This is a genomic window from Flavobacterium sp. TS_SC_5 (assembly GCF_056156265.1).
The window spans coordinates 2098843-2123854 of sequence record NZ_CM149588.1 but is presented as its reverse complement, the minus strand read 5'-3'; the positions used below and the strand labels follow the sequence as shown (position 1 = coordinate 2123854).

Sequence of the window (25012 nt, the reverse complement as noted above, 5' to 3'; positions counted from 1 at the left end):
GCGATAAGCACCAAGTGAAAAGAAAACACTAAATCCCCTTGCAATACAAAAGATAATGTCCATAAAAGTTTAAACTACTGCAAACTATTACACAAAACAAAGGAGGTAGAACAGCAAATAGCGTCACCTCCTTTATTACGGTACTAAAAAAAACTTTTAAGTAATTTTCTAAGATTTCAGTTTTCAAGTCTCCTACAATTTTATTAATTGTTTTGCAATTAACAAAAGATTCTTTTCATTTATTTCCGGTGGATTTGCCAGAGCGAATAACTGTTGTCCAGGCCTGCTCACAAATGCCGTTTGCCAGCCAGCCCAATTTGCCCCAGCAACATCCCAACCATGAGCTGCAATAAGCATACAGTCCTTAGATTCAAATCCCATTTTTCTTGCAGCCCAACTGTAAGCATCATAATGCGGTTTGAATTTACCCACGTCTTCAATACTTAATCGATCATCAAACAAATCATAGATACCAGCATTTTTCAATTGGGATTCAACTGCTTTATTGGATGAATTGGTAAACGAAACTAACGTATACCCTTCTTTTTTCAATAGCATCAACGCTTCTCTTACTTCAGGATGCGCTGGTAAAGATAAAATTGGTTTAATTGCTTCGCCAGCTTGTTCATCGCTAATAACAACACCATTATTAAGACCGACCATCTTTAGCGCTGCACCTCCTATTTTGCCAAAATCATGATATTGATTTCCTACTGTAGTTACTAATGAATACTGTAACATTGTTGTAAACCAGAGCGATACTAAATCAGGTCTACCTCCTAAAGCATTTCCTATACTTTTTTTCATCGCATTCAGGTCTAATAATGTTTCATTAACATCAAAGAATAATACTTTCGGACGCTGGTATTTTTGCTCATCCTTAACTCCAATTAAATTCCCTTTTGCAGTAAAAATAAGACTCGGAGCCACAATTCCTACTCCACCCACAGCTATCGCCTTATTAATAAAATTTCGTCTGCTTTTTTTAAATTCTTTCATTCTTACTTATTTAAATTATATTTTAAAAACATACCTAATAGTATGTTTTTACTTTAAAAAAATTATCTTAAAAGATCTATATAGCGCTCTACTGCTAAAAGATAATCCTCTAAAACAACATCATTATTGTACAATTTCCGAATTCCTCTAACACCTTCAAATGCACTGATTAAAAAAACTGCGACAGAAGAAGTATTTACTTCACTAGCAATCAAGTTATCTGCTTTTGCTTTTTCTAAAAGCTGAATTAGTGCTAATTTCCATTCTTCAATAATTTTTTTTAATGCCAATTGATACGCTACTTCAGTATCTGAAATTTCATTGATGAGATTATTCATTGGACAACCAGATTGTTTCTCTTCAATTGAAAAATTTTTAATTCGTTCGCAAAAAACAGTTTTTAAAATCGAAAATGGATCTCCTACTTCTAGCAAAGGAAGAACCATATTGTCATAAACTCTACTGTGAATCCTATTACTGATAACCGCTAGACCTAACTCCTTTTTGTCTTTAAAATGATGGTAAAAAGCTCCTTTTGTAAGCTTTGTCTCCTTCATCACCCTGTCAACACTAATAGCGTTAAAACCATTTTTATAAAACAATACAAATGCTTTATCGATAATTAATTGTCTGGTCAACTCCGATTTAATTTCTTGCTTCATATTACGAATTTACTAAAACATTCCTACTGGTATGTTATTATCTAAAATAAATAACTTTACTATAACATTATAAAAAAAACTATTTCACGTTTTCAGCAAAATACCTTTCTTCAATTCGCTTGATGTCTTTGATGGAATTTTTGGCCCAAGCCAAACGCTTTTCTAAAATTTCATTTTCAGATAAATGCCAGTCAATATTTGAATTGCGCAATCGATTCGTCAAGTTTTGAATGATGATCGCCGCCGAAACCGATATATTCAAACTTTCGGTAAAACCTACCATTGGGATTTTAAGAAAACCATCGGCACGTTTCAAAATTTCTTCTGATAATCCGTCTCTTTCTGTTCCAAAAAATAAAGCACACGGTTTCATGATATCAAAATCTTCCATCAAACAATCATTCTCATGTGGTGTGGTAGCAATGATTTGGTAACCTTTACTTTTCAACGTATCAACACAATTAGTAATGCTATCGAATGTATTGATGTCGACCCATTTTTGGGCACCCATCGCAATTTCCTTATCGATACTTTTTCCGTAACGCTGCTCGATAACGTTCAATTCCTGAATTCCAAAAATTTCACAGCTTCGCATTACCGCACTAGTATTGTGCATTTGAAAAATATCTTCGACAGCAATGGTAAAATGTTTGGTTCTGTTTTCCAATACTTTCTGAAATTTTTCTTTTCGGTTATCAGTCAATATATTTTCAAGAAAGGCGAGATACTCTAAATCAATCATTGGTGATTATTTTTTTGCAAAAATAGTAAAAAAGACTAGTTTTATACCTTCAAAGATAGATTCTGGAGACAACTTTTGGGATTGGTCTTTAGCAATTGAATTATGAATGTTTACGGAATTCGCGTGAGGGATAGAGGCGATATCCTTTTTGGGCTTTTTAGCCAAAAAGATAAAGCCGAAAGCCCGACCCTTGTGGTCACGCCCAAATTAATCTAAAATGAAAAAGAAACTTGTCGTCTTGACTGGAGCAGGAATCAGTGCCGAAAGTGGCATCAAAACTTTTCGTGACAGTGACGGACTTTGGGAAGGTCTTAACGTCAATGATGTCGCCACTCCGGAAGGTTGGCATAAAAACCCGGCTTTAGTCTTGGATTTTTATAATCAAAGACGAAAACAACTCAAAGAAGTTGCACCTAATTTGGGTCATCAAATTCTGGCTGAATTAGAAAATGATTTTGAAGTTTTCATCATTACTCAAAATGTGGATGATTTACACGAACGTGCCGGAAGTTCTAATGTGTTGCATTTGCACGGCGAATTATTGAAAGTCCGAAGTACTAAAAATCCAAATTACATTCTGGATTGGCAGGAGGATTTGAATTTTGGTGATTTCGATGAAAATAAAAATCAACTAAGACCGCATATCGTTTGGTTTGGCGAGGAAGTTCCTGCGCTTGATGAAGCAATAACACTTGCTCAAAGTGCGGATTATTTTGCGGTGATTGGGACATCCTTACAGGTGTATCCTGCGGCAGGATTAATCGATTTTATAAGTCGAGAAACGCCTATTTTTTATATTGATCCAAAACCGATAAAAATCCCAAATCTTAGAAACCCATTGGAAGTGATTCCTGAAGTGGCTTCAAAAGGAGTTGCATTTTTGAAAGAAAAACTGCTCAATGATTTGCAATAACAGAGACAATGACTATGGCAAAAAATCAATTGTGATTGCAATAAAAATCTAAACTTATAACCCATAACTTATAACTTATAACTATTTTTGTGCCTTTCGAACAAACAACTAAACAATGACTACTTTAAACGAATTGAATGCTATATCGCCAATCGACGGAAGATATAGAAACAAGACTATTTCACTGGCTCCATTTTTCTCGGAAGAAGCCTTAATCAAATACCGTGTATTGGTTGAAATTGAATATTTCATTGCTTTATGCGAAGTGCCTTTGCCTCAACTAACAACCGTAAACCCAGATGTATTTGAAAGTTTACGTAACATTTATAAAAACTTCTCTACTGAAGATGCGCTTTGGATCAAAGAAACCGAAAAAGTAACGAACCACGATGTAAAAGCGGTCGAATACTTCATCAAAGATGCTTTTGAAAAATTAGGATTATCAGAACATAAAGAGTTTATCCACTTTGGATTGACTTCCCAAGACATTAATAACACGGCGATTCCGCTTTCGACAAAAGAAGCTTTCGAGAAAGTATACATGCCTTCACTGATTACTTTGACTTCTAAATTAAAAGATTTAAGTATCGAATGGAAGGATATTCCAATGCTTGCGCGTACACACGGACAACCTGCTTCTCCAACGCGTTTGGGTAAAGAAATTGGTGTTTTTGTAGAACGTCTGGAAGAGCAAATGCGTTTGTTATTTAATATTCCTTTTGCGGCTAAATTTGGTGGTGCAACCGGAAATTACAATGCACATCACGTGGCCTATCCTCAAATTGACTGGAGAAAATTCGGCGGTAAATTTGTAGAGGAAAACCTTGGTTTACACCACTCCTTCCCTACTACACAAATTGAACATTACGACCATTTCGCTGCATTTTTTGATGCGTTGAAAAGAATAAATACCATCATCATTGATTTAGACCGAGACATTTGGACGTACGTTTCAATGGAATATTTCAAACAAAAAATCAAAGCGGGAGAAATAGGTTCTTCGGCAATGCCACATAAAGTAAACCCTATTGATTTTGAAAATTCAGAAGGGAATTTAGGAATTGCCAATGCGATTTTTGAACATTTATCGGCTAAATTACCTCTGTCAAGATTACAGCGTGATTTGACGGATAGTACTGTCTTGAGAAATATTGGTGTACCAATTGGACATACGTTAATCGCTTTTGAAGCTACTTTGAAAGGATTGAACAAATTGTTATTGAACGAAGAAAAATTCCACGAAGATTTAGAGAAAAACTGGGCTGTTGTTGCCGAAGCTATCCAAACCATCTTGCGTCGTGAAGGATATCCAAATCCGTATGAAGCGTTGAAAGGATTGACCAGAACCAACGAAGCGATTGATAAAAAAGCAATTCACGGTTTTATAGCAACTTTAGAAGTTTCGGATGAAATCAAAGCAGAATTGATGCAAATCACTCCAAGCAATTTCTTAGGAATATAGTTTAACAAAATTATTCGATTTTATAAAATCCCGTTGAAAAGGTACACTAACTTCTTTTCAACGGGATTTTTGTTGCTAAAAAAATCATAAAAGCTGTTTTAAGCATTAATTATACTTTCAAAATTAAAGTTTTTTTATATCTTACCAACATACACAAAACCTTAAAAAACAAATATACGCCTATGGATGCCGCAGAAACAGTAGCAAACGCCACACACCATTTACAACCCTTAATCAGTGATTTAGGATTAATCCTAATGACCGCCGCGGTGGCCGTTTTGTTATTTAAAAAAATCAAACAACCTTTAGTTCTCGGCTATTTAATAGCTGGATTTTTGGCTGGCAACCATTTTGATTTTTTTCCATCTATAAAAGATATAAAAAGCGTAGAAGTCTGGGCCGAGATTGGAGTAATCTTTTTATTATTCAGTTTAGGACTGGAATTCAGTTTTAAGAAATTGATGAAAGTTGGCGGAACCGCATCAATTACCGCCATAACCCAAATCCTTGCAATGGTTTCCATCGGTTATTTAGTAGGCCAATGGATTGGCTGGAAACCTATGGACAGTATCTTTTTAGGAGTAATCCTTTCCATTTCCTCTACTACAATTATCTTGAAAACCTTTGATGAACTCGGAGTAAAAACCCAAAAATTTGCTGGAATTGTTCTTGGTTCGCTTATTGTCCAAGATATCGTTGCCATTTTGATGATGGTTTTGCTTTCTACAATTGCGGTGAGCCAACAGTTTTCAGGAACTGAACTGTTATTGTCTGTTTTTAAATTGATCTTTTTCTTGACGATATGGTTTGTAGGCGGTATCTTTTTTATCCCAACATTACTTAAAAAAGCAAAGAGCCTTTTGACCGACGAAATGCTGCTAATCATCTCACTTGCTTTGTGCTTGATGATGGTTATTCTTGCTGCTAATGTTGGTTTTTCTCCTGCTTTAGGCGCATTCATCATGGGTTCCATCATTGCCGAAACAACGCAGGCAGAACATATTGAACATTTAGTTAAACCCGTAAAAGATCTTTTTGGAGCTGTTTTTTTCGTATCGGTTGGTATGTTAATTAACCCAGATACGTTGTACGAATATGCGTTCCCTGTTGCTATTTTGACTTTCGTGGTGATTTTGGGACAATCCATCAGTTCTACGATTGGTGCTTTACTTTCAGGGCAGCCACTGAAACAATCGGTGCAAACTGGAATGAGTTTATCACAAATTGGGGAATTCTCTTTTATAATTGCCACGCTGGGAATGACCTTGAATGTAACTAGTGATTTTCTATATCCCATTGTAGTGGCAGTATCAGCAGTAACTACGTTTACTACGCCTTTTATGGTGAAATTCGCCACCCCGTTTTCTGAATACTTAGAAAAGCAATTGCCTCGAAAATGGACTAAAAGAATTGAACGTTACAGTGCCAATGCGCAATCTATAAAATTGGTCAGCAACTGGCAGATAGTCGTACGCGCTTTTCTGACCCAAGTAGTCATCCATTCCGTAATTATTGTTGCAGTTATTTTACTTTCGTCGAAATTCATTTTACCATTAGTAAAAGACTCCCAATTTGGAAATATAATTGCCGCATTAATTACCTTGGTTATATTATCTCCTTTTTTATGGGCACTTTCTTTGAGACGCGTTGCTGCAAAAGAAGTGGCTATTTTAAGAGAAGAACGCAAATATCGCGGACCTATTTTAATGATGATTTTATTGCGAATGGTGTTGACTCTTTTTTATATTGGATTTTTATTAAATATATTTTTCTCTCCAATAATTGCTTTTATTGCTTTGATAGCAGCGGTTGTTGTTTATTTTGTTTTTCCAAAAAAATTAAACGCGCAGTACCATAAAATAGAAGATCATTTCTTAAAAAATCTTAATGCCCGAGAAATCAAAAAAGCGATTAGAAGCAGAAGTGATTTGACGCCGTGGGATGGACACATGACCACTTTTGACATTGCTCCAACATCTAATATTGCTGGAAAAACATTAGAAGAGTTGCGAATTCGAGAAGAATTAGGCATTAATATTGCCTTCATCAAACGTGGGGAAATCATGATTAATATTCCAAATAAAAGCGAACGTTTATTTCCCGGTGATGAAATTTGTGTCATTGGAACAGACAACCAAGTCAAGGAATTTAAATCGTATTTGCATCAAAATGAAATAGAAATCCCAGAAAAAGTTACGGACACCGATATTATTTTAAAACAATTAGAATTAAAAGAAGAAGAGTTTATTGGTAAAAACATCAGAGATTCCCAATTGCGTGAAAAAACAAAAGGTTTGATTGTAGGAATTGAAAGAAGTGGAAAACGAATTCTGAATCCTGAATCCAATATGATTTTAGAAAAAAATGATATTCTTTGGGTAGTGGGAAGCAAAAAATTACTAACCACATTTTTCAAAAATTAGACACTAAATAAAGTTTCTAAAATTATAATTAGAAATCAATTTTGGTAAAATAATTGCTTACCAATATCTATTTAATTAAATCCTGTCAGAATAAAAGTTACGATTTTGTTTTGACAGGATTTTCTGTTTTTTAACGATAAAAATAAAAAATAGCTTCTGAAAAAATTATAGCATTACAATTAACCAATATTTTATATCTTTCAGTATGTTTTTAAATTTCATACAATTCTAAAAATCAAATAGATAATACGCATTAACTCAAAAAAGAAACAGCAAAAATAATTTTCATGTCAAAAAACAAAATCTTAATCTTATTTTCCCATCCGCTTTTTGAGAAATCGCAAGCTAATAAAGCTTTGGTGGAAAATATTCCCGATTCAGAAAACATAACTTTTCATGATTTATATGAAGAATATCCCGATTTTGATATTGATGTAAAAAAAGAGCAAGCGTTATTAAGTCAACACGATGTTATAATTTGGCATCATCCCATGTACTGGTATAGCTGTCCGCCATTAATGAAACAATGGATTGATATGGTTCTGGAACACAATTGGGCGTATGGCAAAAAAGGGACTGCGTTACAGGATAAAATTATTTTTCAGGTAATTACAACTGGCGGTGACAAAGAAAACTATTGCGAAACAGGCAGTGACAGATACACTGTTCTAGAATTATTAGAACCGTTCAATCAAACGGCAAAAGTGTGTAATATGACTTATTTACCCCCTTTTGTGGTACATGGTACACACAACATGACTAAGGAGGATTACGAAAAAAACGGATTGGTTTACGGTTATTTTCTGGACTATTTAGAAAATAATGATTTAGAGAGCGATAAAATTTTGCAATACCGTTATTTGAACGAATGGTTTGCTACAATACTAACATAAGATGGATACCAATTTTTTATTACAAGCAATCATTTATTTAACAGCGGCGGTGATTTGTGTCCCCATTGCTAAAAAATTAGGGTTGAGTTCTATTTTAGGTTATTTATTAGCCGGAATCGTAATTGGTCCTTATGTACTTGGGTTTATTGGTCAGGAGGGTCAGGATATCATGCATTTTGCTGAATTTGGTGTAGTGATGATGCTGTTTTTGATTGGCTTAGAACTGGAACCCAACAAGTTTTGGAAAATGCGAAAATTCATTCTTGGGATGGGTTCGGCCAAATAATAGGAACTACGCTCATTCTCTTTCTAGGATCTCTATTTTTTATGGACTGGAAATGGGAAACTACTTTGGCTATTTCATTGGCTTTGACATTATCCTCTACGGCTATTGTATTACAAACTTTAAAGGAAAAAGGATTATCAAACACTTCCGTTGGACGTTCCTCCTTTGCAGTTTTACTTTTTCAGGATATTGCAGTAATCCCAATTTTAGCTTTTCTACCGCTTTTGTCAACTGTAAATATCGAAACAACAAATGAAGCACAACAATCCTTAATCAGTGGTTTTTCCAGTTGGCTGCAAACATTAATTGTTATAGGAAGTATTTCGACCATTTATTTTGCGGGACGTTTTCTATTTGTTCCCTTATTGCACATCATTGCAAAAACAAGGTTGCAAGAATTGTTTACAGCATCCGCATTATTACTGGTTGTAGGCGTTTCTTATGCTATGCAATTAGTTGGCTTAAGCCCTGCACTTGGGGCGTTTATGGCAGGAGTAGTATTGGCTAACTCCGAATTTCGCCATGAATTAGAAGGTGATATTGCACCGTTCAAAGGGTTGCTCTTGGGATTGTTTTTCCTTGGCGTAGGCGCATCGATAAACTTTCAACTGATTATTGAAAATCCACTTTTCATTTTTGCTTTTGGAGCCATCCTGACTCTTGTGAAATTCGCAGTTTTATTTGTAATCAGCAGATTTCATAAAAAAAATACCGATCAAAATTTATTGTTTGCTTTTGGCTTAAGCCAAGCTGGAGAATTTGGCTTTGTAATTATGAGTTTTTGTATGCAATTGAATATTGTCCCTAACATGTTGGCCAATCAAATAATGGCAGTAATCGCAATGAGTATGGTAGCAACTCCTTTTTTATTATTGATAAATGAGCGGTTAATCTATCCTAATTCAAGGTATAAAGATAAAATAACCGAAACAAAAAAGGATAATGATTTCATAGACGAAGACAACCCTGTAATTATTGCTGGTTTTGGTCATTTTGGAAGTACGGTTGGACGTTTGTTACGAGCCAATAAAGTAAAAGCAACCATTCTGGATTATGATTCTGATCGAATTGATTTATTGCGAAAAATGGGGTTCAAGGTATATTATGGTGATGCCACACGACTGGAATTATTGAAAGCCGCAGGTTGCGAAAATGCTAAAATTTTTATTGCTGCTATAGATAATCCTACAGTGAATTTACAAGTGATTGAAACTTTGAAAAAGCATTTTCCAAACTTAAAAATTCTAACTCGTGCCCGAAATAGAAACGATGCTTATGAATTAATTGATCATAAAGTTGAACATATTTATCGGGAAACATTATATAGTGCCGTTAATATGGGTGTTGATGCATTAGTAGAATTGGGTCATCGAAAATATACAGCGACCAGACAAGGGCAGCAATTTATAAAATATGATGAAATTACCACTAGAAAATTGGCCGAAAAACGTCATGATAAAATGGCTTACATGATAACCGTAAAAGAAGAAATTGAACTTCAGGAACAACTGCTGAAGAGTGATATTTACTCTCAAGTGGCTGCGACCAATCACAGTTGGGACAGCGAGCATTTGAAGAAAAACCTATCGGAATCCTCAGAATAAAAACTTTTACAAAAGTAAGAAGGCATAATTAAAACCGATAACGGAATTAATTATGCCTTTTTTATTGTTTTAAAAAACTAAAAGTTATCTTGAATAATTAGGAGCTTCTTTTGTAATGGTTACATTATGAGGGTGACTTTCATTGATTCCGCTGGCTGTTATGCGAACAAAGCGTCCTGTTTCCTGTAAAGTTGGAACATCCTTTGAACCACAATACCCCATTCCGGCACGAAGACCACCAATGAATTGTTGCATGCTTTCGTTCAATTCTCCTTTGTAAGGCACACGTCCTACAATTCCTTCGGGAACCAGTTTTTTCACATCATCTTCAACATCTTGAAAATAACGGTCTTTTGAACCTTCCTGCATCGCTTCAACAGAACCCATTCCACGATAAGACTTGAATTTTCTTCCTTCAAAAATGATTGTTTCACCTGGAGATTCCATAGTTCCAGCTAATAACGAACCCAGCATCACACAGTCAGCACCAGCAGCAATCGCTTTTGGGATATCACCAGTATACCGAATGCCTCCATCAGCGATAACTGGAACTCCAGTCCCTTTGATAGCCGCAGCCACTTCAAGAACAGCAGAAAACTGAGGAAAACCGACACCTGCAACAATACGAGTCGTACAAATAGAACCTGGACCGATTCCTACTTTTACACCATCTGCTCCATTTTCAACTAAAAACTTAGCTGCCTCCGGAGTTGCAATATTTCCCACGATAACATCTATTTGAGGGAATTTACTTTTCACTTCTTTCAATACATTGACAACACCTTGAGTATGTCCGTGAGCGGTATCAATAATAATAGCGTCAACACCGGCGTTCACTAATGCTTCGGCTCTTTGAACAGCATCACCTGTAACACCAATCGCTGCAGCAACACGTAATCGACCATAAACATCTTTATTGGCAATTGGTTTTTGGGTTAATTTGGTAATATCTCTAAAGGTAATCAAACCCACTAATTTGTAAGCTGCGTTTACAACAGGTAATTTTTCGATTTTATGTCCTTGCAAAACTACTTCTGCTTGTTCCAGAGAAGTTCCTTCAGCCACGGTAACCAAGTTCTCAGTGGTCATTACCTCAACAATAGGTCTTAAACTATTTTTTTCGAAACGTAAATCTCTATTGGTAACGATTCCTTTTAATATTTGGTTTTCATCTACAATTGGAATACCACCAATACCATATTCTTTCATGGCATTTTTGGCATCGGCAACAGTCGAAGTTAATGGCAAAGTAACCGGATCGATAATCATTCCGGATTCTGCACGCTTTACTTTTCTAACTTTCGCAGCTTGTTGCTCGATAGTCATGTTTTTATGTAAAACGCCTATTCCTCCCTCTTGAGCCATAGCAATTGCCATAGCACTTTCAGTAACGGTATCCATAGCAGCGGATACGATAGGAACATTAAGCGTTATATTTCTTGAAAATTTGGATTGAATACTCACTTCGCGTGGAAGCACATTTGAGTAGTTGGGAACTAATAGAACATCATCGTAGGTTAATCCTTCACCGATAATCTTAGAGTTGTGTGCGATCATTGCAATTGTAGTTGGAGTTTAATTGCGTGCAAATATAGATAATTTTAAGCAAAAAATTGCTATAATTTTACAATAAATAATTAAATTGCAGTTCAATGTCAATTCTTTGGTTCCAAAATACCCCTTGCTCTCCAACCCAGAAAATCCATTTCATTTATTTTGCTATGACAGAAACTCAACAAGAATTAAAAGGACTTTCAAATGATGCAGTTTTACTTTCGAGAACGAAAAATGGTTCAAACTCTATAGTAAATCAGAAAAAAAATCAGTTCTTGAAATCCCTGTTCGAAATGGTAAAAGAACCAATGTTTCTACTTTTACTAACCGCAACCAGTATTTATTTTATTACCGGAGATTACGGAAACGGAATTTTCATGAGTGCAGCAATTGTGCTGGTTTCCACCATTTCATTGTATCAGGAATCCAAAAGCAGAATGGCAATTGAAGCTTTAAAAAAATTATCCCAACCCAAAAGCAAAGTCATACGCAATGGAGAAATAACAGAAATTCCAAGCGAGGAAATTGTTGTTGGCGACCTGATCCAAACTGAAGAAGGAACTTTTATTCCTGCCGATGGCGTTATTCTTCAATCCAATGATTTTTCAGTAAACGAATCTATTCTTACCGGGGAATCGCTGGCTGTTTTTAAAAATGAAACTGCTGAAAATAACACCGTATTTCTTGGAACCATTGTAACAGGTGGTTTGGCAATTTGCAAAGTAACCGCTATTGGCAACAAAACCCAACTAGGAAAAATAGGTAAAAGCCTGGAGGCTATTGTCGAAGAAAAAACACCTTTGCAAAAGCAAATGGGGAATTTTGTCAAAAAAATGTCACTTGTTGGTTTAGTGATTTTTGGCTTTGTCTGGGTTATCAATTATTACAATTCAAATAATGTTTTAGACAGCTTATTGAATGCACTTACTTTGGCTATGAGTATCATTCCTGAAGAAATTCCGGTTGCTTTCACCACCTTCATGGCGCTTGGTTCTTGGCGATTAATGAAGATGGGGATCATCGTAAAACAGACAAAAACGGTCGAAACTTTAGGAAGTGCAAACGTAATTTGCACCGATAAAACGGGAACAATTACTGAGAACAAAATGAGTCTGGCGCAATGGTACACGTTATCTGATGATACTATTAAAGGAAGCAACAGTGATGAAACTAATAATAATAATAGTGACATCGAATTACTGACTCTCGCCATGTGGGCCAGCGAACCCATTCCCTTTGACGCGATGGAAATTGCATTGCATGAAGCGTATTCAAAGTTAAAAATAGCAGATGAACGACCTAATTTTAAATTGGTACACGAATATCCATTAGATGGCAAGCCACCGATGATGACCCATGTTTTCGAAAATCAAGATGGAACGAGATATATTGCTGCCAAGGGTGCTCCCGAAGCATTGATCGCAACTTCAAATATATCCGAAAAGGAAAAACAACAAATTTTATCCGCAATGACCAAAATGGCTTTGCAGGGATATCGGGTATTGGGCGTTGGTTTAGCTGAATTTTCAGGCACTGATTATCCTAAAAAGCAACAGGAATTCTCCTTTATTTTTAAAGGATTAGTTGCGTTTTACGATCCTCCAAAAGCGAATATCAAAGCAGTATTCGAAACTTTTTATAAAGCCGGAATTCAAGTCAAAATCGTTACAGGCGATAATGCCGAAACAACCGCTACAATTGCCAAACAAATTGGTTTTCGAAATGCCGATAAAACGCTCAATGGTGACGAATTAATGGCCATGGACGATGTTACACTAAAAGAAAAAGTAATGGAAACGTCCATTTTTACGAGAATGTTTCCCGAGGCCAAACTCAAGATTATAAAAGCACTAAAAGACAATAATCAAATTGTAGCTATGACTGGTGACGGTGTGAATGATGGACCCGCTTTGAAATCAGCACACATTGGAATCGCCATGGGAAAAAAGGGAACTGAAATTGCGAAGGAAGCTGCCAATCTTATTCTCATTGATGATGATTTTTCAAAAATGATTGATGCCATTGCCATGGGCAGAAAAATATATTACAACCTAAAAAAAGCGATACAATACATCATTTCCATTCACATTCCAATCATAATGATTGTTTTTATTCCTTTGGCACTGGGTTGGATTTACCCCAATATTTTTTCACCGGTTCATGTCATCTTTCTGGAGATAATCATGGGACCAACATGCTCTATAATTTACGAAAATGAACCTATGGAACGGAATTTAATGTTAGTACAACCCAGACCCTTTACCAATACTTTTTTCAAACTTAAAGAAGTTACCATCAGTATAATTCAAGGACTTGTCATTACCGCGGGGCTTTTGTTTGTTTACCAATATTGTGTAGCCACAAATTGTTCGGAGAGCGCAACAAGAACAGTAGTTTTTCTAACATTAATTTCGTCTAACATTTTTCTGACGCTGACGAATCGTTCTTTCTATTACTCGATATTTACAACATTAAAATACAAAAATAATCTGGTTTTGATGATCATCAGCGTAACCATTCTAATTACAGCTTCGTTATTATTTGTACCATTATTTGCTGCTTTTTTCCAATTCGAAACGGTTTCGGGATTCCAAGTAGGGTTAAGTATTTTAGTAGGTTTTGTTGCCGTACTTTGGATAGAAATTTACAAAGGATTTAAACGAAGAAAAGTCCAATTTTAATCAGCAATTTACTTTTTACTATTCTTAAAAATAACATTCAGCCCGAGTTGAAAAGAAAGGCTATTTGCCTTGGTAACATCGCTATATTCTAAAAGATTATCGGCAAGAACATAGAAATTCACAGGTCCAAAATGACTGGACAATCCCAATCCTATATTCTTGTACGAATACGAATCTAGCGTGTACGTGGCTTTCATTTGCAATGCCTTGAATATTTTTCTTCGGTAATACGTGGTAAAAGCTACTAATGGTGTTCTTGGCGTAGACATAACGAATAACTGTGCACCAACCGCACTTTTATAGGTCGTTTCCGGATCATAGTTAAGACAATTACAATCTTCTGGTCTTTCTTCATTAAAGGAATACTGAACCGAAGTATTGAACTTTGCCGGACGCCAAGTCGTATAATCAGCATACAACGTATCTAAAGGAATGGCATCTTTAAATTCTTGATATCCGTTTTCGGCTGAATTTCCGGAACTGAAATTTGGAACCACACCTTCGTATTTATAAGCACCTTTAAACGTTAAACTTTCCACTTCTTTGGTGTGTTTAATGAAACCTACGTCAATAACACTGGCGGTAACTTGTATGTTTTTCTTTGGATAATAGGTAAAACCAGCATCAAATCCCAGCCCTAAATTGCCCCCAAGAAGAGCTCTTTTGGTAATATCTTTAACCACATTTGGCTCATAATCTTCATCATCATATTTAGCAATTCCCGATGTATTGAGCTGTAATTGTGAATAAATCATCTGCTCATAAACTCCTGTATATGAAGGGATTGTATAAATATAACCGGAGTTATTTGTAGAATTAGCATTGTAAATACTGGAATAAATTTTTCCACGAACTCCTAAAATAAATTTTTTGGTGATGTTTTTATGAAATCCAAGATGAAATACGGATAGCATTTCTGCTTTGGCACTCAAATCGCCTAAATTGAAAACTTTACCCAAATAGTCTCTGTTTCCATCTAAAGCTAAAACGGCAATATCTTTAGGAACATAACTCAGCATATCAAATTCCTGGTACATTCCAAACGAAATATAGGAATCACTTTCCTGTCCTGCTATTTTAAAACCTCCGTTAAAAATTTCTATTTGCTCGTTGATGGCTACTCTGTCTTTTCGGGTGGTAGAAAATACTGCATTGCGTAATTTTACATTAAAATCGACTCCATTATCCGCAAATAAATCATAGGCTGAGAACCCGCTTGAGCCTACATTTGCAGAAATCCCAGACAACAAAGGAACTCCAGCATACCAATTATACTTGAAATCCGCACCGGGATTTGTCAACAGAGACTGTGGTATTGAAGTGAAATTATATAAAATTTGTTTGTTTTGTGAAAAGCAATCTATTGCCAGAAATAGAATAAATATCAAAATTAACTTTCTCATTCTACTACTAAATAAGCGGTTACACCAGAACGCAATTTTAATCTTCCTGAACCATTCTCATTTACTGGAGCACCCGGCAACATTCGTAATGTAAAAGCAATTTTTGTGGTTCTTTTTAATAAGTCAAGTTGGGCATTTTCGAATATTTCAGTCTTGGTCACTTTATTTTCTGTGTCCGCGTATTCCGGGACAGTAAAATTAGTAGCATGAACTCGTTGATTATTATTGTCTAAAAATACTAAATCTACTGAATAAGATCTATTTATGGTGTTTTCCATTTCAAAGAAAAACTCTACTTTTTTCAAATTATCTCTAAAAAAATCATCATTGAACACATCAACGGTTGGTGTATCAAAAATCACGCTTTGCTCTACTCCATTTGTAACAAATTCATTTGCCGGAATATCAAAATATATTAAATTAGCTACGAAAATAGGCTCCAGTTTTAAATCATTCGCCTGATTATAATCTAAATCACTTGCACATGAAAAAGAAAATACTAGAAGAATTAATAGGCCTACAACTCTATTTAAAGCAGGTCGTTTCATAATTTTATAAGTTAAGGGTAATTTAGTGGATATTATTACTCAACGCATCAATACTACACTTAGTATCAACATTGTAAAGAGTTCAACTATATTTTCGTTTATTTTATTTTTAATGAAACTCCCCAAACAACTTAGAAGCTTCATTATAAGCACTTTCGAAACTCATTGGGCTCATATTCGTGAATTCCTTTTGTGCTGTAAAATAAGACAATAATTTCTCCGTAGGCATATTACCCGTAAGATCATCAGTCGCCATTGGACAACCACCAAAGCCCTGAATAGCTCCATCGTATCGACGACATCCCGCTTTGTACGCGGCATCAATTTTCTCAAACCATTTATCTGGTGTAGTATGAAGGTGCGCACCAAATTCTATTTCGGGATATTTTGGAATCAAATTTGAAAATAAATATGAGATTACATCAGGAGTGGAACTTCCCACCGTATCCGAAAGTGAAAGTATTTTCACTCCCATAGTAGCCAATTTTTCAGTCCACTCTCCTACTATTTCAACGCTCCAAGGATCGCCATACGGATTTCCAAATCCCATTGATAAATACGCCACCACTTCTTTATTACTCTTATCTGCAATTTCAAGAATTTCATGCAAGGTGATTAATGATTCGGCTATAGTTTTGTGGGTATTCCGCATTTGGAAATTCTCAGAAATCGAAAATGGAAAACCCAAATATTGTATTTCTGGATGAACTGCAGCGAGAGTTGCCCCTTGCGTATTGGCAATAATAGCCAAAAGTTTGCTCCGGGTTTGAGACAAGTCCAGTCGTGCCAAAACTTCGGCCGTATCCTGCATTTGCGGAATTGCTTTTGGAGAGACAAAACTTCCAAAATCAATACTGTCAAAACCTACCCGCAATAACGATTGAATATAAGCCACTTTCTTTTCCGTAGGAATAAATGGTTTAATGCCTTGCATGGCATCGCGTGGACATTCTATAATTTTTATTGGCTCCATAGGAAGCCAAAGATACTAAAACTTGTAAAGTTGCAAAATTTCTAACTTACTAAATTTTCATAAACAAAAATTGATCGAATTTCAGCGATTGTAACAGCTTAATTATTTCTATTAACCCACATTTTACACAAAAAAATTAAAATTTTAGTCCAAAAGCTGAAATAATAGTTCAATTACAACTAGATAATCCTTTAAATAGCTATTCCATCTTAAGGTATGGCATGTCTATACTATTTTCAACAATTAACATAAAAGAGATAATCCGCTATTTTTATTGATTCTATTTTTTTTCTTAAAAAAAATAGAATTATCTACAATAAAACAACATTAAGACATTTTTTTCAAACATAATACGTCATAATTAACATTTTATTTAGATATTTGACCTAACTAATCTTAAATAATCCAAAAATGAAAATTAAATTCAAACAATTTTTGAGTTTACTATTTGTACTATCGGTACAATTAACATTTGCTCAAGAAAGTACCTTGTCCGGTAAAGTTACCGACATGGGCGGCGTTCCCGTTCCAGGTGCTAATATTGTAGTTAAAGGAACTACTATCAGTACGCAAACAGGTTTTGATGGTGACTTTACCATTAATGCAAAAAAAGGACAAATTTTAATCGTCAGTTTTATAGGAATGAAAACGGCAGAAATTCCTGCATCTACTGCAATGCTGATAAAGTTGAGTGATGCTTCCAATCAATTAGAAACTGTAGTTGTTGTAGGTTATGGAACCCAAAGCAAAAAGAAATTAACCGATAATATTGCTCGTGTAACAGCAAAAGATATCCAACAAATTCCAGTATCGAATGTTCAAAATGCTTTAGTGGGTAAATTAGCAGGTGTTCAAATCACCCAAACCAATGGTAAAGTTGACGGAGGAATAAACATTCGTGTACGTGGAGCCGCCAGTATTAGTGCAGGAACACAGCCACTCTATGTTTTGGATGGAATTCCTTTAGTAACTACAAATGAATCCAGTAACGGTGCACCAACCAATCCATTACTAACCTTAAGCCCAAACGAAATTGAATCTATTGATGTACTAAAAGATGCTTCATCAGCCGCAATTTACGGTGCCAGAGGTGCAAATGGTGTGGTATTGATTACTACTAAAAGAGGAAAAGAGGGTAAAGGAACTTTCTCTATCAACCTTTCTCAAGGAGTTAGTCAGGCTACAAATAAAAGAAAATGGCTGAATGCTGACCAATACATAGAATTATTTACAGAAGCTTCTATCAATGGACTTGGTGATGCTGTTGAAGCCGAAGATACTTTTGATTTCTTGGCACAAGGTACAGATTGGAGAAACAGAGAAGTAGACACCGATTGGCAAGATACCGCATTTCAAGACGGATTTAACACCGATGCTGATTTTTCAGTTTCTGGAGGAGATGCTAAAACTCGCTATTTCTTTTCTGGAGCTTACAACAACACGACAGGAATCATTAATAGTAATGCATTAGAAAGAGTCACTGCTCGTACGAATGTTTCCCACAAAGTTTCAGACCGATTCACTGCTGGAATGAATTTGAGCTTTTCCAGATCACAAATTGATCGAGTTCAGGATGACAACTCTTTTACAACTCCTTTACAGGCTGTAGCCCAATCACCATTATCTCCAGATCGATTAGAGGATGGTACAGCAAATCCAAATACGCTGTATGCAAATTATTTATTAGCGATTGACAATTCATTTTGGAAAACATTAATGAGGAGAGTTACCGGAAAAGTGTACGGAGAGTTCAAAATTATTCCTTCTCTAAAAGCAAATTCTGATTTTTCTTATGACCTTTTATCACAAACAGAAGATGCTTGGTTTGGTAAAGATTCTCCTTTTATGGCTACTGATGGTGAAGTTTTCGCCACTTCTGTCAATAACGAAACCTACATTTACAGTAATTATTTGACCTTTGACAAAACCTTTGGTGAGAAACATGACATTAATGCCGTTGCGGGTATAGAATTCAATAAATTTAATCGCAGGTTTCAAAGTGTAACCAGTATTTATTTTCCAAATGACTCCTTTCAAACTGTAGATGGTGGAGCAGAAGTAAATGCAGGATCAGGAAATGAAACGGATTACACTTTTGTTTCACAATTTGGCAGAATTACTTATTCATTTGATGATAAATATATTTTTAAAGCTAGTATTCGTCGTGATGGTTCTTCTCGTTTTGGTAAAAATGAACGATTTGGAACTTTTCCAGCCTTCTCTGCTGGTTGGATTATTTCAGAAGAAAGTTTCTTAAAAGACAACGCTACTTTGACTTTTTTAAAATTAAAAGGAAGTTGGGGTAAATTAGGAAATGCCGAATTAGGAAATTTTGCGTCCCGCCAATTGTACGGTTCAAATCCTTATAATTTAAAATCAGGACTTACTTTTTCTCAAGCAGGAAATGACAATCTTACATGGGAAAAATCTACGCAAATTGATTTTGGTGTTGAATTTGGCTTATTAAACCGAATCAGTGTTGAAGCAGATTATTACAAAAAAAATACCGATGGATTATTGTTTAGCGTACCATTGGCTTTAAGTTCTGGTGCGACATCTATTAACCAAAATATTGGAGAAGTACAAAGTAGCGGTGTCGAATTTACTTTAAATACAAAAAATATTGATTCTGATAAACTAAAATGGAATACCAGCTTAAATATTACCACAAATCAATCCGAAGTATTATCGATGCCAAATAATAACAAAGACATCATTACTACATTTACTATTAACAGAGTAGGAGAAAATATATCTTCCTTTTTCTTGGCAGAATATGCTGGAGTTGATCCTGCTAACGGTGACGCATTATATGTGAAAAATACCCGTCTTGCTGATGGATCTTTAGACAAATCAATTACAAATGATTATGCTGAGGCTTCAAGAGTAGTTTCTGGAAATCCTTTCCCAACATTGATGGCAGGTATGACTAACACTATTAATTTTAAAGGAATTGACTTCTCTTTTACCTTTCAAGGAGAATGGGGTGCCAGTATTTATAACTCAGCAGGAAAATACCAATCTGTAGCTGCTGATTATTTTGATAACCAAACTATTGATCAATTAAATCGTTGGCAAAATCCTGGAGATATAACTAATGTTCCGCAAGCCAGATTATATGGAAGTAATGGAACTGGGGAATCAACACGATTTTTAGATAAATCTGATTTCGTTCGTTTAAGAAACCTAACCATAGGATATTCACTTTCCGGGAATGCTATTAAAGAACTTGGAATGAGCAGCGTTCGCCTTTATGCAACGGGTGTCAACTTGCTTACATTCACAAACTATTCTGGTTATGATCCAGAAGCAAGAAGAGATGATACCGGTATTGGAGAAGAATTTTATTCTGCCCCACCTGCGAGAACAATTGCTTTAGGAGTAAATATTAATTTTTAAAAATTAAAAAAATGAAATCAAATAAATTAATCTTATTTATTCTTTTCGCTACTTTTTTTGCAAGTTGTGATAATGAATTAGAAATTGATCCGAGACAAAATGAAGATGCAACGGTAACATTAAGTACGGAAACCGGCATTACTAACATATTAACAGGTGCCTATGCTATTGCGGCTGATGGCGATGTTTACGGAGGTCGCATATTGACCTCTGCAGATTTATTGGCACAAACGGGAATAACTGCTACTACAGATTTTAGATGGAGAGGAACTTTTGGCGAATGCCGCCAAATGTATTCTAAAACTATTCTTGTAAACAATGCTTTTGTTCAGCAAATCTATGCCCGAAATTATCAAATAATTAATGCGGCAAATATTGTTATTGAAAACATAGATAAAGTACAAGATCTGGAAAAACAAGCGACAATGATTGCCGAAGCTAATTTCCTAAGGGCATTGGCGTACTTTGATTTGGTTCGTTTCTTCGCAAAACCGTACGAAGCAGGGCAGGCCAATGCACAATTAGGCGTGGTTATCAGACCAAATGCTATCTATGATTTCACTATTGATTTGGCAAAAGAAAGAAGCACTGTTGACGAAGTATACACGGTAATAATTGCCGGTTTGAATCTAGCTTACAATGACCTTCCAGCAGATAATAGTTTTTATGCTGATAAATATGCTGCCAAAGCGTTGTTAGCAAGAGTTTATCTGCAACAAGGAAATTACCCTGCGGCCAGAGATGCGGCTCATGATGTAATTGAAAATAGCGGACGCACATTATCGACTAAATATGCAAACGCTTTCAACCATGATGTAAACCAAAGTGAGGATATTTTTGCAATCCAAATCACAAAACAGACAGGAGAAAATGAAATGACCAATTTATATGCTTCTGAAAACAACGGTGGTCGTGGTGGCGATATCGAAATCAGATCTACTTATTTAGCTAAATTTACAGATCCTGCTGATGAACGACGTAACTTTAATTACATCAACCCGGACAATGGCAGAAGATTGACTTCCAAATATACCAATCAATTTGGTGATGTTCCCTTAATTCGTTTGGCAGAAATGTATCTTATCAGAGCGGAAGCTAATTTTAGAGCCACAACTTTTGTAGGAAACACTCCGGTAGCGGATATTAATTTATTGAGAACTCGCGCAAATGCTACAAATTTCGTAACCGTAACACTAGCAACTATTTTAAGAGAACGCCAGTTGGAATTAGCAATGGAAGGTTTTGCTATCCATGATTTAAAAAGAACAAAAGCTTCAATTGATGTTTTTGCTGATGGAACAGAATTGATTTTATATAATGACAACTCTTTAGTATTTCCTATTCCTTTAAGAGAAATGGATACCAACAGTAAAATAAGTCAAAATCCTGGTTACGGAGGATAATCAAACTTCATTTATTAGATAAAACCATTACCAAAAAATCCCGAAATCAATTAAGATTTCGGGATTTTTTATACGTTCCAAAAAACTATTCAACAGGAATAATAAGCTCCGCGGTTATGGCTTCTAAAACTTCAAAAGCCGTTTCTGCCATTTTATTTCCTTTAGTATCTAATAAAGGATTGATCTCAACAAACTCGATACAAACCACCTTTTTGGTATGGATAATTTGATTAATGATTGCAATAATTTCATACTGATCGAAACCTTTAGGAACTGGAGTTCCCGTTCCATACGAAATCATATCACAATCCATGGAATCCACATCAAAAGAAATATACAAAACTTCACAATGCGATAATTTTGATAATGCTTCAGTGACACATTTGTACAAACCTCGATACCGCACTTCGTCCACCTTATAATTTTTGATCTGCAATTTTTCTATTTGCTTATCTTCCTCTTCTTCGGTATCACGAACACCAAAATAAATCAGATTTTCGGCTAAAACTTTTGGTCCTTTATAGCCAATATTTTTCATGTCCTCCCAATGCTGCTGCGTTTCAGCTGGGACTTCGTTATTCTGGCAACTCAAATTATCATCGCCAAGAGCAGCAGATAAAGGCATTCCGTGAATATTTCCAGAAGGCGAAGTGTAAGGCGAATGCAAATCAGCATGCGCATCAATCCAAAATACACCTATATTTTGCTCTGGATACGCGGCTTTGATTCCACTTAAAGTTCCTAATGCTGAGGAATGATCTCCCGATAATACTATTGGAAAATAATTCCTTTCTATATTTTTTTTGACTGCATTACAAACTCGGGTGCATTGCTCCACAACGTGCTCAATCCTTTTAGCAGATGAACTGCGATTTTTATCATAAATCGATTCGTTATGTGTTTTGACATCTTCAAACTCAAATTGATTAAAATAATCACTGTTTTTATTAATTGCAGCAATTTCTATAGCATCAATTCCTAAATCGGATCCTCGTGTACCAGCTCCAATATCGGATCGATTCTTTATTAATTTTATCGTTTTTCCCATTATTTGAAATCGTTTAATGCTCTTTCAATAATAGCCAAACATTCGTGTATTTGAGCTTCCGTAATTACCAATGGCGGCGCAAATCGAATTTTGTTGCCGTGTGTTGGCTTTGCCAATAATCCATAATCTCTGAATTTCATACAAATATCCCAGGCTAAGTCGGATTCTTCATCACTGTTGATAACGATCGCATTCAACAAGCCTTTTCCTCTCACCAATGTAATTAATGGATTTCTGGAAGCAATTTCATTCAATCCTGTTCTTAAAACTTCGCCTAAGTAAGCTGCATTTTGTGCCAAATTTTCTTCTTTTACTACTTCGAGCGCCGCAATTGCAACAGCAGCTGCAATAGGATTTCCTCCAAAAGTAGATCCGTGTTGTCCCGGTTTAATCACGTTCATAATGTGATCATTTGCTAAAACTGCCGAAACAGGATACACACCACCAGAAATTGCTTTTCCAAGAATTAAGATATCTGGTTTTACTTCAGGAGTATTTTCACATCCTTTTTTACAATCGCAATTTCCGCAAGTTGCTAATAATCTTCCGGTGCGCGCAATTCCTGTTTGAACTTCATCAGCGATAAACAAAACATTATGTGCTTCACAAAGTGCTTTCGTTTTTGCTAAATATCCTTCGGAAGGAACGTAAACTCCTGCTTCACCTTGAATAGGTTCCACTAAAAATCCAGCAATATTTTTGGTTGATTTTAAAACGTTTTCCAATGCTTCGACATTATCGTATGGAATTTTAATAAATCCAGCTGTAAAAGGTCCAAAGCTTTTACGTGCATTTTCATCATTCGAAAATGAAATGATTGTTGTTGTTCTTCCGTGAAAATTATTTTCACAAACGATAATTTGCGCTTGATTTTCAGGAATTCCTTTTACCTCATACGCCCATTTTCTGCATAACTTCAATGCAGTTTCTACTGCCTCGGCACCAGTATTCATGGGTAATACTTTATCAAAATCAAAATACTTGGTCACATATTCCTCAAAAGGTCCTAATTGATCATTGTGAAAAGCACGCGACGTCAGTGTCAATGTTTGTGCTTGTTTAATCATAGCACCCACAATTTTTGGATGACAATGTCCTTGATTTACGGCAGAATATGCAGATAAAAAATCAAAATATTTTTTTCCATCTACATCCCAGACATAAACGCCCTCACCTCTTTCTAAAACGACAGGTAATGGATGGTAATTGTGTGCACCATATTGATTCTCTTTTGCTATCAACGCTTCAGATTTTGAAGAAAGGTTTTGTTCTGTATGTGTCATGATATTTCGGATTTACTATTTGAAAGCACAAAATTACTATTTTTTTTTAATTTACCAATAAAAATAAATATTTTGACTTTTAAAACGAGTTTATTTAAAAATATTTGATTAATTTAGATTGAAAATAAGTCATTTTTTAAATAAACATTTCGATTTTCAGATGCATTTCGAAATAAATAAAAATAAGTACTTTTATACAAACACAAAAGCATCATTTAAAATTAAACCAACATGGAAATACTGGACGAATTCGATATTAATATTATTAAAGAATTAGAAAAAGATGGAAGAATGGCGTATTCAGCCATTGCAGCCAATTTAAAAATATCAAATACGATGGTGCATCAACGTATCAACAGATTAATGGAACAAGGAATAATTACCGGAATAAAACCTATAATCAATGAAAAAAAGGTAGGATATGATTGGGGATCTTTTACGGGAATCACGTTAAATAAAGATCAGGATTCAGATAGGATTATTGAAGAACTGAAAAAAATATCTGAAATAACAGAGTGTTATTATATTACCGGATCGTTTACCCTTTACATAAAAATTATTGCCAAAGACCACGAACACATGCGCAAAGTCCTTTATGAAAAAATTGATACTATTCCAGGTATTGCCAAAACAGATTCTATAATTGAATTGGGTTGTGCTTTCAAAAGGAATGTTTCTCTGTAATCTTCATTTAAATATTGAACTAACTTCTAAAAAATAACCCATGATAAAGACG

19 protein-coding genes are annotated in these 25012 nt (G+C 35.3%); 10 read left to right on the top strand and 9 right to left on the bottom strand.

From position 1 onward, the window contains the following. Positions 1 to 192: 192 nt before the first annotated feature. From AC0J6S_RS09435 to AC0J6S_RS09425, 3 genes are all read right to left on the bottom strand, one after another. Positions 193 to 999, bottom strand: coding sequence for a haloacid dehalogenase type II (locus AC0J6S_RS09435; RefSeq protein WP_474953581.1), 807 nt, complete (start codon positions 997 to 999; stop codon positions 193 to 195). Positions 1000 to 1061: 62 nt separating this feature from the next. Beyond that, on the bottom strand, positions 1062 to 1661 hold the full coding sequence (locus tag AC0J6S_RS09430) for a TetR/AcrR family transcriptional regulator (RefSeq protein ID WP_474953580.1): 600 nt from the start codon (positions 1659 to 1661) through the stop codon (positions 1062 to 1064). A gap of 79 nt (positions 1662 to 1740) precedes the next feature. After that, on the bottom strand, positions 1741 to 2403 hold the full coding sequence (locus AC0J6S_RS09425) for a TrmH family RNA methyltransferase (RefSeq protein ID WP_474953579.1): 663 nt from the start codon (positions 2401 to 2403) through the stop codon (positions 1741 to 1743). Positions 2404 to 2620: 217 nt separating this feature from the next. On the opposite strand from AC0J6S_RS09425, the gene AC0J6S_RS09420 reads away from it, so the two are divergent. The 6 genes from AC0J6S_RS09420 to AC0J6S_RS09395 all read left to right on the top strand — a co-directional run bounded on the left by AC0J6S_RS09420 (position 2621) and on the right by AC0J6S_RS09395 (position 9984). Further along, entirely contained in the window at positions 2621 to 3316 is a 696-nt protein-coding gene (locus AC0J6S_RS09420; protein WP_474953578.1) for an SIR2 family NAD-dependent protein deacylase, read from the top strand. A 115-nt stretch (positions 3317 to 3431) separates the two neighbouring features. Next, a complete protein-coding gene (gene purB, locus AC0J6S_RS09415) occupies positions 3432 to 4778 on the top strand; it encodes an adenylosuccinate lyase (protein WP_474953577.1) in 1347 nt (448 codons plus the stop codon). 182 nt (positions 4779 to 4960) lie between these two features. Beyond that, complete coding sequence (locus tag AC0J6S_RS09410) at positions 4961 to 7201, top strand: cation:proton antiporter domain-containing protein (protein WP_474953576.1); 2241 nt, start codon at positions 4961 to 4963, stop codon at positions 7199 to 7201. Positions 7202 to 7488: 287 nt separating this feature from the next. Further along, positions 7489 to 8094, top strand: a complete 606-nt coding sequence (locus AC0J6S_RS09405) for an NAD(P)H-dependent oxidoreductase (RefSeq protein WP_474953575.1) — start codon at positions 7489 to 7491, stop codon at positions 8092 to 8094. Between the two features lies 1 nt (position 8095). Beyond that, on the top strand, positions 8096 to 8380 hold the full coding sequence (locus AC0J6S_RS09400; protein ID WP_474953574.1) for a cation:proton antiporter domain-containing protein: 285 nt from the start codon (positions 8096 to 8098) through the stop codon (positions 8378 to 8380). 41 nt (positions 8381 to 8421) lie between these two features. Further along, positions 8422 to 9984, top strand: coding sequence for a cation:proton antiporter domain-containing protein (locus AC0J6S_RS09395; protein WP_474953573.1), 1563 nt, complete (start codon positions 8422 to 8424; stop codon positions 9982 to 9984). Positions 9985 to 10068: 84 nt separating this feature from the next. Here the strand turns inward: AC0J6S_RS09395 and guaB are convergent, their stop codons facing one another. Beyond that, on the bottom strand, positions 10069 to 11541 hold the full coding sequence (guaB, locus tag AC0J6S_RS09390) for an IMP dehydrogenase (protein WP_474953572.1): 1473 nt from the start codon (positions 11539 to 11541) through the stop codon (positions 10069 to 10071). Between the two features lie 164 nt (positions 11542 to 11705). Here guaB and AC0J6S_RS09385 point away from each other — a divergent pair, with 164 nt between their 5' ends. Then, positions 11706 to 14219: a cation-translocating P-type ATPase gene (locus AC0J6S_RS09385; RefSeq protein WP_474953571.1), complete on the top strand. Its 2514-nt coding sequence runs from the start codon at positions 11706 to 11708 to the stop codon at positions 14217 to 14219. A gap of 8 nt (positions 14220 to 14227) precedes the next feature. On the opposite strand, the gene AC0J6S_RS09380 is transcribed toward AC0J6S_RS09385, so the two are convergent. The 3 genes from AC0J6S_RS09380 to AC0J6S_RS09370 all read right to left on the bottom strand — a co-directional run bounded on the left by AC0J6S_RS09380 (position 14228) and on the right by AC0J6S_RS09370 (position 17143). Beyond that, positions 14228 to 15622 (bottom strand): DUF5723 family protein, encoded by a 1395-nt coding sequence (locus AC0J6S_RS09380; RefSeq protein WP_474953570.1) that lies wholly within the window; start codon positions 15620 to 15622, stop codon positions 14228 to 14230. Further along, positions 15619 to 16170, bottom strand: coding sequence for a hypothetical protein (locus AC0J6S_RS09375; RefSeq protein ID WP_474953569.1), 552 nt, complete (start codon positions 16168 to 16170; stop codon positions 15619 to 15621). Before AC0J6S_RS09375 ends, AC0J6S_RS09380 begins: the two co-directional genes overlap by 4 nt. Before the next feature lie 109 nt (positions 16171 to 16279). Then, positions 16280 to 17143 (bottom strand): hydroxymethylglutaryl-CoA lyase, encoded by an 864-nt coding sequence (locus AC0J6S_RS09370; RefSeq protein ID WP_474953568.1) that lies wholly within the window; start codon positions 17141 to 17143, stop codon positions 16280 to 16282. Positions 17144 to 17554: 411 nt separating this feature from the next. Between AC0J6S_RS09370 and AC0J6S_RS09365 the strand changes: the two genes are divergently transcribed. Beyond that, positions 17555 to 20542, top strand: coding sequence for a SusC/RagA family TonB-linked outer membrane protein (locus AC0J6S_RS09365; RefSeq protein ID WP_474953567.1), 2988 nt, complete (start codon positions 17555 to 17557; stop codon positions 20540 to 20542). Positions 20543 to 20553: 11 nt separating this feature from the next. Further along, positions 20554 to 21945: a RagB/SusD family nutrient uptake outer membrane protein gene (locus AC0J6S_RS09360; protein ID WP_474953566.1), complete on the top strand. Its 1392-nt coding sequence runs from the start codon at positions 20554 to 20556 to the stop codon at positions 21943 to 21945. Positions 21946 to 22030: 85 nt separating this feature from the next. Here the strand turns inward: AC0J6S_RS09360 and AC0J6S_RS09355 are convergent, their stop codons facing one another. Together AC0J6S_RS09355 and rocD are read right to left on the bottom strand one after the other, a co-directional pair. Then, positions 22031 to 22993, bottom strand: coding sequence for an arginase (locus AC0J6S_RS09355; RefSeq protein ID WP_474953565.1), 963 nt, complete (start codon positions 22991 to 22993; stop codon positions 22031 to 22033). Continuing rightward, positions 22993 to 24276, bottom strand: coding sequence for an ornithine--oxo-acid transaminase (gene rocD, locus AC0J6S_RS09350; protein ID WP_474953564.1), 1284 nt, complete (start codon positions 24274 to 24276; stop codon positions 22993 to 22995). Before rocD ends, AC0J6S_RS09355 begins: the two co-directional genes overlap by 1 nt. A gap of 231 nt (positions 24277 to 24507) precedes the next feature. On the opposite strand from rocD, the gene AC0J6S_RS09345 reads away from it, so the two are divergent. After that, entirely contained in the window at positions 24508 to 24960 is a 453-nt protein-coding gene (locus AC0J6S_RS09345) for an Lrp/AsnC family transcriptional regulator (RefSeq protein WP_474953563.1), read from the top strand. The last annotated feature ends 52 nt before the right edge of the window (positions 24961 to 25012 follow it).

What these genes read in the sequence shown, in the direction of transcription:
- AC0J6S_RS09435 (WP_474953581.1), bottom strand. Translation starts at nt 999, where the DNA reads ATGAAAGAATTTAAAAAAAGCAGACGAAATTTTATTAATAAGGCGATA.
- AC0J6S_RS09430 (WP_474953580.1), bottom strand. Translation starts at nt 1,661, where the DNA reads ATGAAGCAAGAAATTAAATCGGAGTTGACCAGACAATTAATTATCGAT.
- AC0J6S_RS09425 (WP_474953579.1), bottom strand. Translation starts at nt 2,403, where the DNA reads ATGATTGATTTAGAGTATCTCGCCTTTCTTGAAAATATATTGACTGAT.
- AC0J6S_RS09420 (WP_474953578.1), top strand. Translation starts at nt 2,621, where the DNA reads ATGAAAAAGAAACTTGTCGTCTTGACTGGAGCAGGAATCAGTGCCGAA.
- purB (WP_474953577.1), top strand. Translation starts at nt 3,432, where the DNA reads ATGACTACTTTAAACGAATTGAATGCTATATCGCCAATCGACGGAAGA.
- AC0J6S_RS09410 (WP_474953576.1), top strand. Translation starts at nt 4,961, where the DNA reads ATGGATGCCGCAGAAACAGTAGCAAACGCCACACACCATTTACAACCC.
- AC0J6S_RS09405 (WP_474953575.1), top strand. Translation starts at nt 7,489, where the DNA reads ATGTCAAAAAACAAAATCTTAATCTTATTTTCCCATCCGCTTTTTGAG.
- AC0J6S_RS09400 (WP_474953574.1), top strand. Translation starts at nt 8,096, where the DNA reads ATGGATACCAATTTTTTATTACAAGCAATCATTTATTTAACAGCGGCG.
- AC0J6S_RS09395 (WP_474953573.1), top strand. Translation starts at nt 8,422, where the DNA reads ATGGACTGGAAATGGGAAACTACTTTGGCTATTTCATTGGCTTTGACA.
- guaB (WP_474953572.1), bottom strand. Translation starts at nt 11,541, where the DNA reads ATGATCGCACACAACTCTAAGATTATCGGTGAAGGATTAACCTACGAT.
- AC0J6S_RS09385 (WP_474953571.1), top strand. Translation starts at nt 11,706, where the DNA reads ATGACAGAAACTCAACAAGAATTAAAAGGACTTTCAAATGATGCAGTT.
- AC0J6S_RS09380 (WP_474953570.1), bottom strand. Translation starts at nt 15,622, where the DNA reads ATGAGAAAGTTAATTTTGATATTTATTCTATTTCTGGCAATAGATTGC.
- AC0J6S_RS09375 (WP_474953569.1), bottom strand. Translation starts at nt 16,170, where the DNA reads ATGAAACGACCTGCTTTAAATAGAGTTGTAGGCCTATTAATTCTTCTA.
- AC0J6S_RS09370 (WP_474953568.1), bottom strand. Translation starts at nt 17,143, where the DNA reads ATGGAGCCAATAAAAATTATAGAATGTCCACGCGATGCCATGCAAGGC.
- AC0J6S_RS09365 (WP_474953567.1), top strand. Translation starts at nt 17,555, where the DNA reads ATGAAAATTAAATTCAAACAATTTTTGAGTTTACTATTTGTACTATCG.
- AC0J6S_RS09360 (WP_474953566.1), top strand. Translation starts at nt 20,554, where the DNA reads ATGAAATCAAATAAATTAATCTTATTTATTCTTTTCGCTACTTTTTTT.
- AC0J6S_RS09355 (WP_474953565.1), bottom strand. Translation starts at nt 22,993, where the DNA reads ATGGGAAAAACGATAAAATTAATAAAGAATCGATCCGATATTGGAGCT.
- rocD (WP_474953564.1), bottom strand. Translation starts at nt 24,276, where the DNA reads ATGACACATACAGAACAAAACCTTTCTTCAAAATCTGAAGCGTTGATA.
- AC0J6S_RS09345 (WP_474953563.1), top strand. Translation starts at nt 24,508, where the DNA reads ATGGAAATACTGGACGAATTCGATATTAATATTATTAAAGAATTAGAA.